Annotated in this window: 15 protein-coding genes and 1 tRNA gene; 3 read left to right on the forward strand and 13 right to left on the reverse strand. The window is 33.5% G+C overall.

Annotation, left to right across the window (positions count from 1 at the left end; all coding sequences use genetic code 11):
* From CSUIS19073_RS05215 to gpmI, 11 genes are all read right to left on the reverse strand, one after another.
* A partial coding sequence (locus tag CSUIS19073_RS05215; RefSeq protein ID WP_337214387.1) for a PDC sensor domain-containing protein occupies positions 1-1,291 on the reverse strand: 1,291 nt, incomplete at its 3' end.
* A gap of 122 nt (positions 1,292-1,413) precedes the next feature.
* Positions 1,414-1,947: a DUF2393 family protein gene (locus CSUIS19073_RS05220; protein ID WP_086238021.1), complete on the reverse strand. Its 534-nt coding sequence runs from the start codon at positions 1,945-1,947 to the stop codon at positions 1,414-1,416.
* The gene (locus CSUIS19073_RS05225) at positions 1,947-2,471 is read right to left on the reverse strand and encodes a DUF2393 family protein (RefSeq protein WP_086238019.1); all 525 of its coding nucleotides are present in this window, start codon (positions 2,469-2,471) and stop codon (positions 1,947-1,949) included. Before CSUIS19073_RS05225 ends, CSUIS19073_RS05220 begins: the two co-directional genes overlap by 1 nt.
* The gene (hisIE, locus tag CSUIS19073_RS05230) at positions 2,461-3,192 is read right to left on the reverse strand and encodes a bifunctional phosphoribosyl-AMP cyclohydrolase/phosphoribosyl-ATP diphosphatase HisIE (protein WP_236845273.1); all 732 of its coding nucleotides are present in this window, start codon (positions 3,190-3,192) and stop codon (positions 2,461-2,463) included. Before hisIE ends, CSUIS19073_RS05225 begins: the two co-directional genes overlap by 11 nt.
* Before the next feature lie 15 nt (positions 3,193-3,207).
* Entirely contained in the window at positions 3,208-4,293 is a 1,086-nt protein-coding gene (locus CSUIS19073_RS05235) for an SPFH domain-containing protein (RefSeq protein ID WP_086242304.1), read from the reverse strand.
* 10 nt (positions 4,294-4,303) lie between these two features.
* On the reverse strand, positions 4,304-5,227 hold the full coding sequence (locus tag CSUIS19073_RS05240) for a branched-chain amino acid transaminase (RefSeq protein WP_086238016.1): 924 nt from the start codon (positions 5,225-5,227) through the stop codon (positions 4,304-4,306).
* A 490-nt stretch (positions 5,228-5,717) separates the two neighbouring features.
* Positions 5,718-6,650 (reverse strand): acetyl-CoA carboxylase carboxyl transferase subunit alpha, encoded by a 933-nt coding sequence (gene accA / locus CSUIS19073_RS05245; protein ID WP_086242303.1) that lies wholly within the window; start codon positions 6,648-6,650, stop codon positions 5,718-5,720.
* Complete coding sequence (locus CSUIS19073_RS05250) at positions 6,650-7,861, reverse strand: beta-ketoacyl-ACP synthase II (RefSeq protein WP_086242302.1); 1,212 nt, start codon at positions 7,859-7,861, stop codon at positions 6,650-6,652. Before CSUIS19073_RS05250 ends, accA begins: the two co-directional genes overlap by 1 nt.
* Before the next feature lie 43 nt (positions 7,862-7,904).
* Positions 7,905-8,138, reverse strand: coding sequence for an acyl carrier protein (acpP, locus tag CSUIS19073_RS05255; protein ID WP_086238013.1), 234 nt, complete (start codon positions 8,136-8,138; stop codon positions 7,905-7,907).
* 57 nt (positions 8,139-8,195) lie between these two features.
* Positions 8,196-8,939 carry a 3-oxoacyl-ACP reductase FabG gene (fabG, locus tag CSUIS19073_RS05260; protein ID WP_086238012.1) on the reverse strand — a complete coding sequence of 248 codons (744 nt, stop codon included), beginning with the start codon at positions 8,937-8,939 and terminating at the stop codon, positions 8,196-8,198.
* Between the two features lie 11 nt (positions 8,940-8,950).
* Positions 8,951-10,414: a 2,3-bisphosphoglycerate-independent phosphoglycerate mutase gene (gpmI, locus tag CSUIS19073_RS05265; protein ID WP_086242301.1), complete on the reverse strand. Its 1,464-nt coding sequence runs from the start codon at positions 10,412-10,414 to the stop codon at positions 8,951-8,953.
* A gap of 173 nt (positions 10,415-10,587) precedes the next feature.
* Between gpmI and mraY the strand changes: the two genes are divergently transcribed.
* The 3 genes from mraY (at position 10,588) to CSUIS19073_RS05280 (ending at position 13,004) form a co-directional block, all read left to right on the forward strand.
* The gene (gene mraY, locus CSUIS19073_RS05270; RefSeq protein ID WP_086242300.1) at positions 10,588-11,652 is read left to right on the forward strand and encodes a phospho-N-acetylmuramoyl-pentapeptide-transferase; all 1,065 of its coding nucleotides are present in this window, start codon (positions 10,588-10,590) and stop codon (positions 11,650-11,652) included.
* Positions 11,653-11,656: 4 nt separating this feature from the next.
* Positions 11,657-12,856, forward strand: coding sequence for a UDP-N-acetylmuramoyl-L-alanine--D-glutamate ligase (gene murD, locus CSUIS19073_RS05275; RefSeq protein ID WP_086238009.1), 1,200 nt, complete (start codon positions 11,657-11,659; stop codon positions 12,854-12,856).
* Between the two features lie 72 nt (positions 12,857-12,928).
* A tRNA-Phe gene (locus tag CSUIS19073_RS05280) sits at positions 12,929-13,004 on the forward strand.
* 794 nt (positions 13,005-13,798) lie between these two features.
* Here the strand turns inward: CSUIS19073_RS05280 and CSUIS19073_RS05285 are convergent.
* Positions 13,799-15,811: a hypothetical protein gene (locus CSUIS19073_RS05285; protein WP_086242299.1), complete on the reverse strand. Its 2,013-nt coding sequence runs from the start codon at positions 15,809-15,811 to the stop codon at positions 13,799-13,801.
* Position 15,812: 1 nt separating this feature from the next.
* Positions 15,813-16,529 carry a glycosyltransferase family 2 protein gene (locus CSUIS19073_RS05290; RefSeq protein ID WP_086242309.1) on the reverse strand — a complete coding sequence of 239 codons (717 nt, stop codon included), beginning with the start codon at positions 16,527-16,529 and terminating at the stop codon, positions 15,813-15,815.

A 16,529-nucleotide genomic window follows, 5' to 3' on the forward strand; every position in this document is an offset into this window, starting at 1 on the left:
GTAGTAGCTCTGGAGAAGCTGGGTTTAAAGTGATTCTAGCAGTTAGATTGCCTTTTTCTACTTCGTTTGCTTTTTGGAGTGATTCTTCAACGGCCTTTGAGTCTTTATCTAAATTTGATTTTATGATTATGATATTATCATTTATAACCTTTGCCATTTGGCTGATTTCATCATTATTTGTAATAACCGCAAGGCGTGCATCTGCTCTTTTGTGATTTAAAAAATCAAAAAATTCTGATAGTAAAATTCTAATATTTTCAATTCTGTGAATTAACATATTTGTAGCAAAGAATAGGAAAAATCCGCCGATTATAGCTACGACTATGCCTACGATTATTAGCCCATTTCTAGCTGATGCTACTTGAGTAAATATCTCATTGGTTGGCACAAGTGTGGCAAGACTCCAAGGCTCATTTATATAATTTATATTAACTTTAGCTAAATTAAAATGGACATTTTGATTTAGAGTTTTGCTATCAGCTGTTACTGTGGCATAGCTATTTTGATTGCTATTAATTACTGGGAATAATTGGGCTAAATTTGGATTTACTTGTTGGACTGGTAGGCCTCTTATTTCTGGATTGGAGTTGGCTACCATTATACCTTTATTTGATAGCAAAAAGCTTGTATCTGTTTTATATAGTTTGATCTCTTTTAGTCTATCAATAAAGAAATTTTCTATGTTTAAATCAGCACCGATTATACCTATAGTTTTTCCTTTATATTTTACTGGGAAGGTCATTGAGGACATAACTATTTGATTGCCCTCTATGTGGTCGCTAAATGGCTCAGATAGTCTAGGCTTCTCAAGACCATTTATATAGTAGTCTTTGCTTTTGTAGTTGTCCTCGATACGCTCAAGTCTGCCATGATAATTTACATAGATTGCTAAATCCCCAGCATTAGTATATCGTGGGTCGTTGGAATTTGGATTTTTAGCGTAGATACTATCATCTGTAGTATAAAAGAATATACCAGCGGCTAATTTACTCTCTTTTAGAGCGTCATCTAGCATATTGCTTATGATATTAACAGGCATAGCTATATTAGAATCTAGTGTTGATTCCATAGCGATTTTATAGGCATGTAAGCTATCAGCTAGTCTATTAAACTCAGCCGCAACTAAATTTGCATTTGATTTAGAGCTAGCCTCCATAAAGGCATTAGCATTATCTTCAGCCATACTTGAGGCTCGGTAAATGGCGATACCAGCAACTATGGCAACTATAAACCCGGTAAATATAAAACCTACAATCGCAAGTTTTACAGAGAGTTTCATATTTTTCAACATATTTATCCTTTGTTTTAGAATTATTTTATTAATATTTTATCCTATTATATATTTATAATAACTTAAAATATAAAAAGTAGAATTATAAGTAAATTATATAATTTGAATAAGCTAAATTTAGCTTATTTGCAATCTAGTGTATATTTTGTGCTGTGATTATTGAAGTGGGCTGGGTATGGCATAGTAAAGCCAAAGCTTTTTTGGTCGCCACTTGGTAGGTCTTTGACTATTAAAAATTCAGCCTTTATCGAGCTTTTTTGGTTATTTGAGCTGCCTAGGTAGGTTTGGAAAAATCCACGCTCTTCAAAGGCGCTAGCCTCTAGCTTTTTAACTGGAGCATTGATGAGTTCTATCTCCATAGTACATGAATTGATATAGCCATATCCGATATTTCTAACTACGCCTGTGTAGGTGATGGTCTCATTGATTAGAGTTCTTTTGCCTTGAAAGCTCTCTATAACTGCCACTTTGGTGTATCTATCGATAAGCATCATGGAGATGATGGCAATACAGCTCATAATAGTAACATTAGCTATCAAAAGGCTGATGGCAGCTTTTACTCTTTTTTCTTTTAGTATGATAAAGTAGGTAAAACCACCAAAAAGGGCTATGATGATAATGATGGCTAGAATGTGAAATAGGTTAAAATAGCTCATTAGAAACACTCCGAATTTAATATAGTATTATAATTTTGCGGACGAAAATCTTTTATAGTAAATTTAATCTCTTTTGTTTGACCTGGCTCAACTCCTTGTATTATAGCTATTTGGGTGCGAAAAGGGGTCAATCTAAATTTGAGATTTTGAATGCTGTTTTTGCCAATATTATGAAAGCTTAGCTTTACTCTACATTTTTTAAAAATCTTTTTAGAAGTATTGGTGATATTGATATCAGCTATCATAATATCGGCGTAGTATAGCTGTCTAAGCGGAGCCATAATTAGCTCCCTTGGGCGTATGGTATTATCTATAAATTTAAGTGAATAAAATAGCCCCGCACCAAGTCCGCCAAAGTCAAAAAAAAGTATAAATAGAGCAAGCATAGGTTTTTTAAATAGCATATAAAGTGCCAAAACCAGTAGAGCAAAAAATAGCAAAACCACCCACGAAATAGCTATATAGTCATAAAATCCAAAGTTATTAATATAGAATTTAATGGTATCTAAAATACTATTTATCACGGGAGTTTTTCTCTACTATTCCGCTTATGCCTTCTCGGCGTTTTAACTCATCTAGGATTGCGCTTGGATGAATATCATAATCAGCCAACGCTACAATCATATGAAAGATCACATCAGCAGCCTCATATATGACATCATATTTTGGCTCATCTGCCCTATGATCTCCAAAATTCTCAAGATTTAAATTTGAGTATAGCTTAAATCTTTGAAGATCTTTTATAGCTAAATTTAACTCACAACTCTCTTCGGCTATCTTTTTTAGGTAGCTATTAGGCGATTTGGAGTAGAGTTTGGATATGTATGAGTCTTTGCTTGGGTTTAGCTTTCTATCTAGGGCTACATGGTATAGGTGGTCTAATATATCATATTTAATGGTTTTTTCAAGATCTAAATCATCTTTTTTTTCTAAATTTAAATGGTTAAAAAAGCACGATTTTGCCCCTGTATGACAAGCGGCGTTGCCTATTTGCTCGACTTTTAATAGTAAGGCATCATTATCACAATCTAAGGATATGGATTTTACTATTTGAAAATTACCGCTCTCTTGACCTTTTTTCCAAATTTGAGATTTTGTGCGTGAGTAGTAGTGGGCAAGACCGCTACTTTGAGTTAGCTCAAAGGCCTCTTTATTCATATATGCTAGCATTAGCACATCGCCACTTTCATACTCTTGGACTACTACTGGAAGTAATCCATCGATCTTATCCCAATTCACACTCACGCCCATTTAATACCCCTAATTTTGTGCTGAAATTTGCTTTTGTTTATCTTTGGTATCAACCCAGATATTTGGGACAGCCCCGCCAGGAGTTAAGAAAATTTTCGCATCTTGATTGGTTTTTAAAGCTTCATTAAACCCTTTTTGAGTCTCAATTTGTTTGAGTTCTAAAAGATTATTTGTTAAGCTTCTTGCGATTTGCGAATTTGAGTAAGCTTGTGCGTCAGCTTCGATTTTTACAGCGTCGGCTCTACCTTGAGCTTCGATTTTAACAGCTTCGGCTGTACCTTTAGCAAGAGCTGCTTTTTTAAGTGCTTCTTGATTTGCCCTTTCAACCTCATATTTAGTTCTTTCGGCCTCTTGTTTGGCTATTTGGACTCTTTCTATCTGCTCTTTTACCTTTGGTGGCAAGATAATCTCTCTAAGTTGCACGCTAGCAAGCTCTACAGGCTGGTTTGGTTGCTTATCAATATCAGAGCGAATTCCCATATCGATAGCTGCAGCAATATCATTTCTACGCTCTGGTAGCTCTTCTGCTGTGTATTTACCTGTTACATTCCTAACAACATTTCTAACTACTGGGTCAATTATCTTGTTTTCCCAGCTAAATCCCCATGCGGCTATGGTTTGCGGTGCGTTTTGTGGATTTAGGCGGTATTGGACTGTTATATCCATGCTAACTGGAAGTCCGCGTGAGTCAAGGACTGAAATTGTATCTTTGGTCTCTATACCGCTACCACGATAGTTTGCTTCGTTTCTACCCTCGCTTGAAGTGTAGTTGATTTGACGCACTTTGGTATCAACTACTCTAACTTCTTGTATGAAAGGCAAGAAGAAGTGAAAGCCAGGTTGAAGTGGATTTGGGTCAAATTTACCAGCAGTGGATTTGATGCCCACTTCACCAGAGTTTATCACTACAAAAGGCTTAGCAACGGCTAAAACTACAATTATCGCTATCAAAGCGTAGATTATACCACTAAATTTACTTAATCCTCCACTGAAATTTGGCACATTTGGCTTTTTAAAATTGAAATTTGGCTTTTTCTCATCGCTATTTGAGTTGCCATTTTTTTTATTAAAATAGTCGTTTAAATCTGCAGGCAATTTCTATCCTTTAATTTATGTAAGTAATTAGATTTTCATATTTTACATTTCTACCCATCACAACCTCAAAATATGCGTCTTGAAGTTCTTTTGAGACCTTACCTCTTTTGCCACTACCTATAATGCGGCTATCTATTTGGCTAATTGGAGTAACCTCCGCAGCAGTGCCAGTAAAGAAAGCTTCATCGGCGTTATAAGCCTCATCTCTTGTGATTCTTTGGCGTAGGACTTCGTATCCTAAATCTTTTGCGATTTGGATTACATTTTTTTGTGTGATACTCTCTAGGCTAGTATCATTTGGTGGGGTGATTATTACGCCATCTTTTACTATAAAGAAGCATTCGCCACTTCCTTCAGCTATAAAGCCTTGTGGATCAAGAAGTAGGGCTTCATCGCAACCAGCTTCGTGTGCTTCGAAATTTGCCATTTGAGAGTTGAAGTAGTTTGCACTTGCTTTGGCCTTTGCCATCATAGAAAATGGAGCTGGCTTCATCCAAGAAGCGATTTTGACTTTTATACCATTTTGCAACGCTTCTTCTCCCATATATGCACCCCATTGCCATGCTGCGATAGCTACATTTATAGGGCAACCGATGTGGCTTACACCCATTTTGCCATAGCCTAAGAATACAAGTGGTCGGATATAGACATTATCTGTGTAGGTGTTGCTTTTTAGTAAGTCTATGTGAGCTTGATTTATCTCTTCTTGAGTAAATGGAATTTTAATCCCGCAAGCCTTAGCTGATTCAAATAGCCTTTTAGTATGAGCTTTAAGGCAAAATATCGCTAGTCCCTTTGGTGTCATATATGCTCTAACGCCTTCAAATACGGCATTTCCGTAGTGTAGTGAGTGGGTTAAAACATGAGTCGTAGCCTCGTGCCATTTGACTAATTTACCATCATACCATATATGTTCTGCTTCTGGTAGTGCCATAGTAACCTCTTTGTGAAAAATTTTTAGGCAATATTTTAGCTAAATTTACTTAATATCTTTTGAATAGTGTAAAATTTAATCCATACTTTAAAACCTAGTAATTTAATATAGCTTAAATTTAAAGCTTTTGATATTTTGTGAATATGGTTTAAGAAATTGCAGTTTTACCCAATATAATTTATAGTTTCAATTTATTGATATATAAATTTATTTTTAAGAATATGAGAATTTATATAAATTTTTTATTTATATTTGGTAAATTTATCCCATTTTTATAATAGATAAATTCTATTATTCATCTATGAAATACCTACATAAGCACTCTTAAAATTTAATTATTTTGATAGTGATTTTAAAGGTGTTTTAATATTAAAAATTTATTAAATTAACTTTTAAAGATAGGTTAGGGTTATAAAGTATATCAATATTTAAATATTGTAAAGAGATAAATTTAATGAAATTTAGCCAATAGATTTGGCTAAATTTTTGATTATTCGTAAGCTCCTATTGAGAGAATTTTTTCCATTCTAGCACTTACAACTTCATCGATTGATAATCTTTCTAACTCATCTAATTTGGTTCTAATATACTCACCAACTGCTGATATAGCACCATCTTTGTCTCTGTGAGCACCCATTATAGGCTCATCTATAACATCATCAATTAAATTTAACTCTTTTAAGTCATCAGCTGTAATTTTCATAGCCTTTGTTGCAGCTTCGCTTTTGCTAGGGTCATTCCATAAGATGGCAGCACAACCCTCTGGCGAAATAACAGAGAATACAGAGTTTTTCATCATTGCCAATTTGTCAGCTACACCAATGGCGAGTGCCCCACCACTACCACCTTCGCCGATAACTATGGCAATTGTGCGTGTTTTAAGCTCACTAAGCTCAAACAGATTTCTTGCAATTGCTTCGCTTTGACCGCGTTCTTCAGCTCCAACTCCTGGATAAGCTCCTGGAGTATCTATCAAAAATATCACTGGAATTTCAAATTTCTCAGCAAGTCTAGCTACACGCAAAGCCTTTCTATAGCCTTCAGGATGTGGCATACCGAAATTTCTCATAATTTTATACTTTGTTCCACGACCCTTTTGCTCGGCTATAACTATAACTTTTTTATTGCCTATATAGCCACTATAGCAGACTATCGATGGATCATCGGCATAGGCTCTATCGCCGTGAATCTCATAACTATTAGTCAGAAGTGCTCTGATATAATCAAGCGCATAAGGTCGATCTGGATGTCTGGCTAAATTTAAGCGTTGAAATTCATTTAAATTCTTATATGTTTTGCTTATCTCTTTTTCTAAATTTTTACTTAAGATCTCTATAGCATGTTCATCGCCTCTAATCTTAGCATTAGCTATATCTTCATCGATTTGCTGAATACCTTTTTCAAAATCAAGATAGCTAGCCATTATTTTAGCCTTTTAAAGATTACTGAGCCATTTGTCCCACCAAAACCAAATGAGTTACTCATAACAGCGTTTAATTCGCAATTTCTAGCAGAATTTGGAGTATAGTCTAAATCGCACTCAGGAGCTCTATCGGTTTGGTTAATAGTAGGTGGAATAATGCCTTGTTGCATTGCCATTACTGAGATTACGGCCTCTATAGCACCAGCAGCACCTAGGCAGTGACCTGTCTGACCTTTTGTAGAGCTTATCGCTGGAACATCACTACCAAATACGGCTTTTATGGCTGCCGTTTCATTGGCGTCGTTTGCCGCTGTTGATGTGCCATGAGCATTGATATAATCAATTTTAATATTTCCTGCCATTTCTAGGGCCTTACTCATTGCTCTTTGTGGGCCATCTAAGCTAGGACTTGTGATATGATGAGCATCACTACTTTCGCCAAATCCGACTATTTCAGCATAGATTCTAGCTCCTCTAGCCACTGCACTTTCATACTCTTCTAATATTAATGCTCCAGCACCTTCACCCATTACAAATCCATCTCTATTTGCGTCAAATGGTCTTGAAGCGACCGCTGGATCATCGTTTCTTGTAGATAGTGCTTTCATAGCAGCAAATCCACCTATACCCACAGGGCAAATAGCAGATTCAGCACCGACTACTAGCATAGCTTTTGCTTCGCCAATCATAATGCTTTTGACAGCTTCGCATATGGCGTGAGTTGAGGCGGCACAAGCTGTAACGCTAGATACATTTGGACCTTTTAGATTGTGAGCTATGCTGACTAATCCACCTAGCATATTTACCAAAGCAGAAGGGATAAAAAACGGAGATATTTTTCTAGGGCCTTTTTCTAAACATATATTTGAGTTTTTCTCGATATTAGGTAGGCCACCAATACCAGCTGCTGAGCTAACGCCAAATTCGTTTGGATCAAAATCTTTAAAATTCGCATCAATCATAGCATCTTTAGCGGCTTTTAGTCCTAATTGAATAAATCTATCTACCTTTTTTATCTCTTTTGCTTCCATTACACTAGCTGGGTCAAAATCATCTATTTGAGCCGCTATTTGCACTGGAAAATCAGTAGCATCAAATAGGGTTATCTTTTTTACTCCTGTTTTGCCATCGCAAATATTTTTAAAAGATATATCTTTATCAAGACCTAGTGCATTTATCATGCCTAAACCAGTTACTACCACTCTTTTCAATGCTACTTCTCCTAAAATTTAAATTTTTAACCATTATGGCTAATTATTTTTTTAAACCTTCAACATAATTTACAACATCTGCAATGCTAATTAATTTTTCAGCTTCACTATCTGGAATTTCAACATCAAATTTCTCTTCTAAAGCCATAACTAGCTCAACAACATCTAATGAATCAGCACCTAAATCTTCAATAATTTTTGACTCCATTTTTACAGCATCAGCTGCAACGCTTAGTTGTTCTACAACAACATCTCTAACTTCGTCAAATACTGCCATAATTTTCTCCTAAAATAAAAATGAGTGTAATCTTACTATAATTTGCCTTAAAGTTTGCTACATATATAATCCGCCGTTGATTTTAAGCGTATCACCTGTGATGTAGCTTGAATAATCGCTTAATAAAAACGCCACAGCTGTAGCTACTTCTTTTGCTTCGCCTAATCTTTTAAGTGGGATATTTGCCAAATAATTTGCCTTAATTTCATCGCTTAATGAATCTGTCATATCTGTAGCTATAAAGCCAGGAGTTACGCTATTAAAGCGGATATTTCTACTAGCTCCTTCTTTGGCAAAGCTCTTACTCATAGCTATCATACCGCCTTTGCTTGCAGCATAGTTTGTTTGACCTGCGTTACCCATTTCGCCTACGATTGAAGCGACATTTACCACTGAGCCAAAGCGTTTTTTGCTCATTACTTTTAATGCTTCACGAGAGCCTATAAATGCACTTTTTAAATTTGCGTCTATTACGCTATTAAAGTCATCTAGGCTCATTCTAATTGCTAATTTATCATTTGTAATTCCAGCATTATTTACAAGATAGCTTAGCTCTCCATCGCTTTGGACTATTAAATTTATAGCTTCGGCAAATTCTGCCTCATTTGTAGCGTCAAATTTAATCACAGCAGCGTTGCCGCCATCATTTTGTATTTGAGCTTTTAGAGCATCAGCAAGATCTGGATTTGATCTATAATTTATCCAAACTTTAAGCCCAAAATTAGCCAAAACTTTGCAAATTTCAGCTCCAATTCCACGGCTACCGCCAGTAACTAAAACATTTTTTCCGCTAAATTTCATTATTTATCCTTTTAAAATAGTGGTTTATCCATAACTTTTGGAATTTCTATATCCATTAGTTTTAATATTGTTGGGGCTACATTGCTTAACCCACCATACTCTATATTGGTTACTCCATCAGCAATTAGATAGCTGAATACATCAAATGTAGTGTGATTTGTAAGAAGTTCGCCACTACTATCTTGCATAGCTTCGCAGTTGCCGTGGTCGCTGATTTGCATATATGAGTATCCATTTTCTAAGGCTTTTTTAATCACCTTACCAAGGCACTCATCTACAGCTTCAACTGCTCTTATAGCGGCATTATAATTGCCAGTATGGCCGACCATATCGCCATTAGCGTAATTGACAACGATAAAATCAACCCCATTTTCAATCCCTTTAAGCACAGCTTGAGTAACTTCATATGCGCTCATTTGTGGCTTTTCATCATATGTTTTTACCTTTGGGCTAGGGATTAAAATCCTAGTTTCATTCTCCACTAAATCCTCTTTTCCGCCATTGAAAAAGAATGTAACATGGGCGTATTTTTCAGTCTCAGCAGTGTGGAGCTGACTAAGACCATTTTTGGCTATTACTTCAGCTAAAGTATCCTTAATATCATCATTTTCAAACATTATAGGAAAGTTAAATTTATCATCGTAATTTGTCATTGTGACTAGATTTTCGCAGATATTTTCACGATCAAATTCATTAAAATCCTTACTGGCTAAAGCAGCACAAATCTCCCTTGCTCTATCATTTCTAAAGTTAATAAATACTATACCATCACTAGCTTGAATTCCGCCAAAATCCATAAAGCTAGCTGGCTCTATAAACTCATCAAAAACGCCATTATTATATGAATTTTGTATATATTCATCTGGCTTTATACTTTGGATATTTTGGTTTTTGGCTATTACTTCATATGCTTTTTGAACTCTCTCCCATCTATTATCCCTATCCATAGCATAAAATCTACCGCTTATGGTGGCGATATTAAATTTATCTTGTAAGGATTTAATAAAATTTAAGCCACTTTTTGGGCTTACATCTCGTCCATCTGTTATTGGGTGAGTATAGACGATTTTGCCTTCATCTAGGCAAATTTGAGCCACAGCGTCAAAATGATTTAGGTGAGAATGCACGCCACCATCGCTATATAATCCTATTATATGCACCCTTTTTACTCTATTTAATAGCTCTTTTAATGCTTTATTATCTTTTAACTCATTGCTATTTATAGCTTTATCAATTTTAACCAAATTTTGATATAAAATTCTACCACTTCCTATAGTCATATGACCAACTTCGCTATTTCCCATCTGGCCATCTGGTAATCCAACTGCTAAGCCGCTAGTTTTTAGATAATTTTTAGCCGCATTTTTCTCTAGCCACTCATATGTAGGCTTTTTGGCTGCGTTAAAAGCGTTAAATTTATCACTAGGATTATATCCGATTCCATCGGTTATAACCAATATAGATTTTTTACCCATTAACTTTAACTCCTCGGTATTTTAAGGCAAATATATAAATTTACTCGCAATTTTATCAGTAAATTATAAATATATATAAATTTTTATTTTTTTATCCATGATTTACCGATTTTTTATCAAAAAATTTATATAATTTTATCCTTAAAAATTAATATGGAATTTAGGAAAATTTAGTGCTTTACTATATTTATGATTTTTTCGGTGTGAATTTTTTTAGCTATTTGACCGTTCGTGCTCAAATAAGCTTCTTTTTAGCTTTTATTCTTACTCTTATTTTTATGCCTAAATTTATAGCTTGGGCTAGGGCTAAAAATGCCAATCAGCCAATTTATGAATTAGCCCCACAAGCTCATCAGCAAAAAAGGAAAACCCCCACAATGGGTGGCGTGGTCTTTGTAATTTGCGCTATTGTAGCTACTATATTTAGTGCAAATTTAAATAACGCTTTTATTTTAATTGGGCTTTTTGTTTTGGGTGGATTTTGTCTGCTTGGATTTTATGATGATTATAGCAAGATAGTAGGTAAGCAAAATCACGCAGGGCTTAGTGCTAGGGTGAAGCTTGTATTTCAAATTTTATTAGGAGTGGCTACTGCTGTTTTTTTATATTTTTTTAGCTCACTAGATGCGATGTTTTATCTGCCTTTTTATAAATATCCTATTTACGATATATCCATATTTGCCGTTGTTTTGTGGATTTTGGTGCTTACTTCTGCTTCTAATGCTGTGAATTTAACCGATGGATTAGATGGGCTGGCTAGTGTGCCTTCAATTTTAGGGCTTTTGACTTTGGGGATTTTTGCTTATTTGATGGGGCATGCAGTTTATAGCTCATATTTACTGCTACCAAAGGTGGTAAATTTGGGCGAGATAGTTATTTTAGTTACGGCTTTAATAGGTGCTTTGCTTGGATTTTTGTGGTTTAATTGCTATCCAGCTGAAGTCTTTATGGGAGATAGCGGAAGCCTTAGCATTGGGGCGTTTATCGGCTATATGGGGATTGTGACTAAAAATGAGCTTTTGCTTATCATAATAGGCTTTGTATTTGTGGTGGAGACTCTATCTGTGATTTTGCAAGTTAGTAGCTTTAAAATCAGGAAAAAGCGTATATTTTTAATGGCTCCTTTACACCATCATTTTGAGATGAAAGGGTGGAGTGAAAATAAGATTATCGTGCGGTTTTGGATGATAGCTTTGGTGGCAAATTTGATTGCTTTAATAGCATTAAAACTAAGGTAAAACTATGATAAAATCACTATTTGGTTACGCAGGAACGACAAAATCAATCGCTAGAAGTGGCGGCTGGAATATTTATGATGATAAATTTGAAGTAGCTAGTAGCGACGAGTATGGAAATGCTTTGTTGCCAGTAGATAAATTTGATCCTAATCTAAGTGAGCTTGAGATCCCAAGTCCTGGATTTCCGCCATATCATAAGCTTATAAAATCAGCTAAAAATATAATTAGTGAGTATGATTATTTTAGAAATTATACGCCAAAGAGTATTTGGATTAGTGGCACAAATGGCAAGACTACAACGACTAAAATGACAGAGCATCTCTTAAGAGATAGGGGCGCTATAATGGGTGGCAATGTGGGAATTCCGCTTGGGGATTTGGTGGATAAAAAGGCTAAAATTTGGATCTTAGAAACTAGCTCTTTTACTATGCATTATACTAAATTCGCAAGTCCTGATATATATGTGCTTTTGCCTATTAGCGATGATCATATAAGTTGGCATGGTAGTGCTAAAGAGTATGAAAAGGCTAAGCTAAAACCACTATCTATGATGAGAGAAGGGGGCGTGGCTATAGTGCCAAAATGCTATGAAAATATCAGATCTAATGCTAAAATTATAGGCTATGAAGATGAGATTGATCTGGCTAATAAATTTAGTATTGATATTGGTAGGATTGATTTTAGGGTGCCATTTTTGATGGATGCGATTATGGCATTAGCTATTGAGAATATCATATTTAGCTCATTGAGTATAGATCTGCTTAATAAATTTATAATTGAGCCTCATAAACTTGAGGAGTTAAGAGATGGTAAAGGCAGATTGTGGGTAAATGATACTAAGGCTACAAATATTGATGCGACGCTTCAAGCTTTAGCAAGATATAGTGGCTTAAAAATACATATTATACTTGGTGGAGATGATAAGGGTGTAAGCATTCAAAAGGCCGTTGCTACTGCGGCTAGGCAAGGTGCTTTAATCTATGCTATAGGCTCAAATTGCGATGAGATAACCAAGATGGCTTGTGAGCTAAATGCAGATGTGTATAATGCCAAAACATTAGAGAATGCTGTAAATTTGATAGATAAGGCTATGGGTAGAGATGATGTGGCTTTGCTTAGTCCAGCTTGTGCTAGTTTAGATCAATTTAGCTCATATGCCCAGCGTGGGGATAAGTTTAAAGAGTATATATCGCAGATTTTGTAATTTTGATTTTTGAGTTGAATTTTATTTGATTTTAAGCTTTATTTTAATATAATTTCAACTCCTTTTTAAGGTGGTTGGATAGCTCAGTCGGTAGAGCAGCAGACTGAAAATCTGCGTGTCGGCAGTTCGATTCTGCCTCTAACCACCATTTTTATTCTATATATCATTTTGTGTATTCAAATAATGTGTGTCTTGATTATATTGCTTTTTAATATTAATTGATATAAATTTTTTAATTTAAGCCTTTTAAATTATTAATTTGGAGAAATAATGTCAAGACAAAATAAGAACATCTTGTGGTGGTGGCGTAAATAGGTAATATAAATACACTTCTAGCTAAGACTTTGGGAATTGTGTATTTTATACTATATTCTAATATAAATAAAAATATTTTGAATATGGAGATGAAATTGGTGCGATAATATAGCAAAAATTAATGACTAGATACTATAATATGCAAGCTTTAAAAAAAGTCATACTAAGGATTATTTGCGTATAAAACATAACTCGATTATAGAAAAGATTGTATTATGGTTAGGTTTGATTGTATCTGTAATAAATAGGGCTTCTTAGTATAAGAACTTTTAGTGTCGGAACATTTTTTCTTGGTTTGTTTCTTATTTTAGTTATAATACTTTGTATTTGGATCTTACCAAAAATTAAAGCATTTACAAAACTTCTTAAATTCATAGATAAATACAAAAGTGATTTACCTATGAATAATTATTAAATATAAAAATATTTGAATTAAGAGGATTTTCTTACATAAATTTCAGAAAACTTAATTGGGTATTAAATATTTTATAAATAGATTAATATTTATATGTTTTATATTAAATTTAATTATGTTAGCTATATTTTATAATGATATTTAAGTAGCATAAGGCTACTTAAATGAGGGTTGATTTACATCAATACTAAATTTACAAAATCAAAGCTAAGTTATTTATCATTAATTTTACAATTTTTATGCTCTTTGGTGATTTGTTTGCATTTAAACCATAACCATAGATAACCAAGCTTAAATTTAGATTTATCAGCATTTATTAAGGCTTCTCCAAGCTTATAGCTTAAATGATTTTTACATTTTATAGCTTCTTTATAATCAGGATAGGTTTCAAGAGGTGGAAGCTTAAGGCTTGGATTATTTTTAATCTTTTCTTGATAGATTTTTTGCTCTTTTTGGTGGGTATCTTTGATATAGCTTAGGATAAATGGCATTTTAATATAGCCTAATAAGCTTTTAGAATTATCGATTATAGCTTGACCTAATTTATAAGAAAGCTGGTTTTTAATGCGGAATTTGGCGGTTAGGTTGGTGGAGGTATTATCGCCAATTTTTATAATTTTATCAATTTTTATTTTTTGTTTTTGACAATATCTATCTATATGCCTAGCTTCATTTGATGGTTGTGGATAATTTGCTTTTATTAATTTAAAAAAATCTATAATTTTATAAACGATATCTTTAGTTAATATATTATTTATTTCTAAATTTTTACAATCTAAAATTACTTCTTCTGATACATCTGGAACACAAAATCCAGTAGATGCAGTAGTATGATGTATCTGATCAGAGGTTATTGGCTCCGTGATGCGATATCCAAGGAGAGTTATATATTTATAAGCTATTTCATGCGGATCAGCCCAATTAAAAATAAATTTATTATTTTTCAGTTGATCTAAATTTTCATATAGACTTGTATAATTTTTTACAGCTTCTCTGTATCCTGCAAAACAAGTTCTTCCACTCCCCCATGTAGTGTAATATTCTGTAATTTCATCATGTCTAATGTTTGTTATCTTACGATAGTCAACAGGATATGGTTTAATATCAACTCTACTCATTATTACAATATCATATAGTGACTTAACTTGATGTTCGTAAGCCTCCATTACTTTAAAAGTCCTATTTTGACTGTAGTGTAATTTAGAACAACCAATATTTTCTCCAAAAGATTCCTGATTTTCTAATTCATAACGTTTGATATTTGGATTTGATTTAATAAAAGCATTAAAATCATCTAAGTTAATTTTTATATTGTATTCATAATTTAATTTTTCATATGTTAAAGGCATATATTTTGCTAATGATTCTTTTAATTGTATCTCTTTTGGTGCAACATTAAGAAAATTAGGTGTTAGCAATCTTTTTACCCAATTATGACCACCGGTCAATGATGGCCATTCTTGATATTCATCCCATGAAAATAAAAAGCAATCAGCATTAAGAGGTTTTGCCATTACATCTATAATTTCTTGCAAATTTTCCTTCCAGGCTCCACGTAATATTCCAAAGAAACATATTGCAATTTTTTTAGGTGCTATATTAAGCGATTTTGTTAAAATATTTTGAGATATAAAATGATATTTATCCCAATAATATCTATTACCAATTGATTTAATTTTTGAATGTAAAAAATATAAGAATATATAATGATAGTTATTTTGATATCTGTTAAGAGAGATAAAAAATTTCTCTTTTTCCTCTTCATCTGTTAAGGCAAAGTAGTCAATGATTAATGCTGCTATATAACTTTTCAATATAATATTTTGACTACTAAATATATGATCTTTAAATGTTTGTAAGGCAAATTCGGATTTTAAAGTGCCACTATTTACTTCTTGAAGTATAATAAAAGCATAAGCTATATCGTTGGCAAATAATTCTTTTACACTGCTTTTTTTATCATCTGAACTCATTAGACTGCATAAATTATCTTTTAAAATTTTAAAGGATATATCTAAATCTAGCCACCAATTAGGTTTATCATTATAATTATCTAATATATTATATAATTTCTCAAGCTGACTAGTGTTATATAAAAAGTTTATATATTCCATCTTTATATCATCAAAAATATCAAAATTATTTTGATATAATCTTTCAGCCATTGAAAAATTCCACATATCTATTGCTTTTTGTATTTGATTTTTAATTGATAGTAATTGCATGTTATCTCCCAATATACTTTTCTAGGTCAGATGGCGTACCAATACCATGCATCTCATCAAATTCCATCAAAAAGCAACCAATTTTAGCTCCATTTTTAATAGCATAGTTATATGCTGGAGCTGTGTAAAACTCATTATTTACCCTATCATTTCTAGCGATCATATCTATTGCTGAATCTACAAATAATCTCCCCTTGGAAAATAGGTAAATTCCAACTGTAGCAATATCCGATATAACCTCTTTTTCTTTTACTTCTACGATTAGATCGCCATTCATTTTTACAAAAGACCATTTTGGGTTTTCTTCTTTATCTTTAAAACATAAAATTGAGCCATCTAGATGCCTATTTTTACAATCATTTATAAAATTGGCTATATCAATATCGACAATTTGATCGGAGTTTGCTATCATTAGTGGAGTATCATTATTTATAAGCTCTCTAGCATGTAATACTGAACAAGCAGTCCCTTCTGTAAGAGATTCTACACCAACGAAGCTAACATTGTAATCTTTGGCTATTACATTACATAACTCTTTTTCTTTTTCTAAATGGGCTTTTTGTAATATAATTATATAGTGTGCATCATCAACGCTTAAATTTTCCAAAACTCTTACTATCATAGGCTTACCAAGAACATCAATAAATGGTTTTGGCTTAGCATATCCCTCTTTAGCAAAGCGACTTCCAGCGCCTGCTGCTGGTATTAAAATATTTAT

Origin of the sequence: Campylobacter sp. RM19073, from assembly GCF_024723495.1 — a bacterium.
Taxonomy (GTDB): domain Bacteria; phylum Campylobacterota; class Campylobacteria; order Campylobacterales; family Campylobacteraceae; genus Campylobacter; species Campylobacter porcelli.

Excerpts from the sequence above, each read along its gene's own strand:
- CSUIS19073_RS05220 (WP_086238021.1), bottom strand. The coding sequence starts at position 1,947 with ATGAGCTATTTTAACCTATTTCACATTCTAGCCATCATTATCATCATA.
- CSUIS19073_RS05240 (WP_086238016.1), bottom strand. The coding sequence starts at position 5,227 with ATGGCACTACCAGAAGCAGAACATATATGGTATGATGGTAAATTAGTC.
- accA (WP_086242303.1), bottom strand. The coding sequence starts at position 6,650 with ATGGCTAGCTATCTTGATTTTGAAAAAGGTATTCAGCAAATCGATGAA.
- acpP (WP_086238013.1), bottom strand. The coding sequence starts at position 8,138 with ATGGCAGTATTTGACGAAGTTAGAGATGTTGTTGTAGAACAACTAAGC.
- fabG (WP_086238012.1), bottom strand. The coding sequence starts at position 8,939 with ATGAAATTTAGCGGAAAAAATGTTTTAGTTACTGGCGGTAGCCGTGGA.
- gpmI (WP_086242301.1), bottom strand. The coding sequence starts at position 10,414 with ATGGGTAAAAAATCTATATTGGTTATAACCGATGGAATCGGATATAAT.
- murD (WP_086238009.1), top strand. The coding sequence starts at position 11,657 with ATGATAAAATCACTATTTGGTTACGCAGGAACGACAAAATCAATCGCT.
- CSUIS19073_RS05285 (WP_086242299.1), bottom strand. The coding sequence starts at position 15,811 with ATGCAATTACTATCAATTAAAAATCAAATACAAAAAGCAATAGATATG.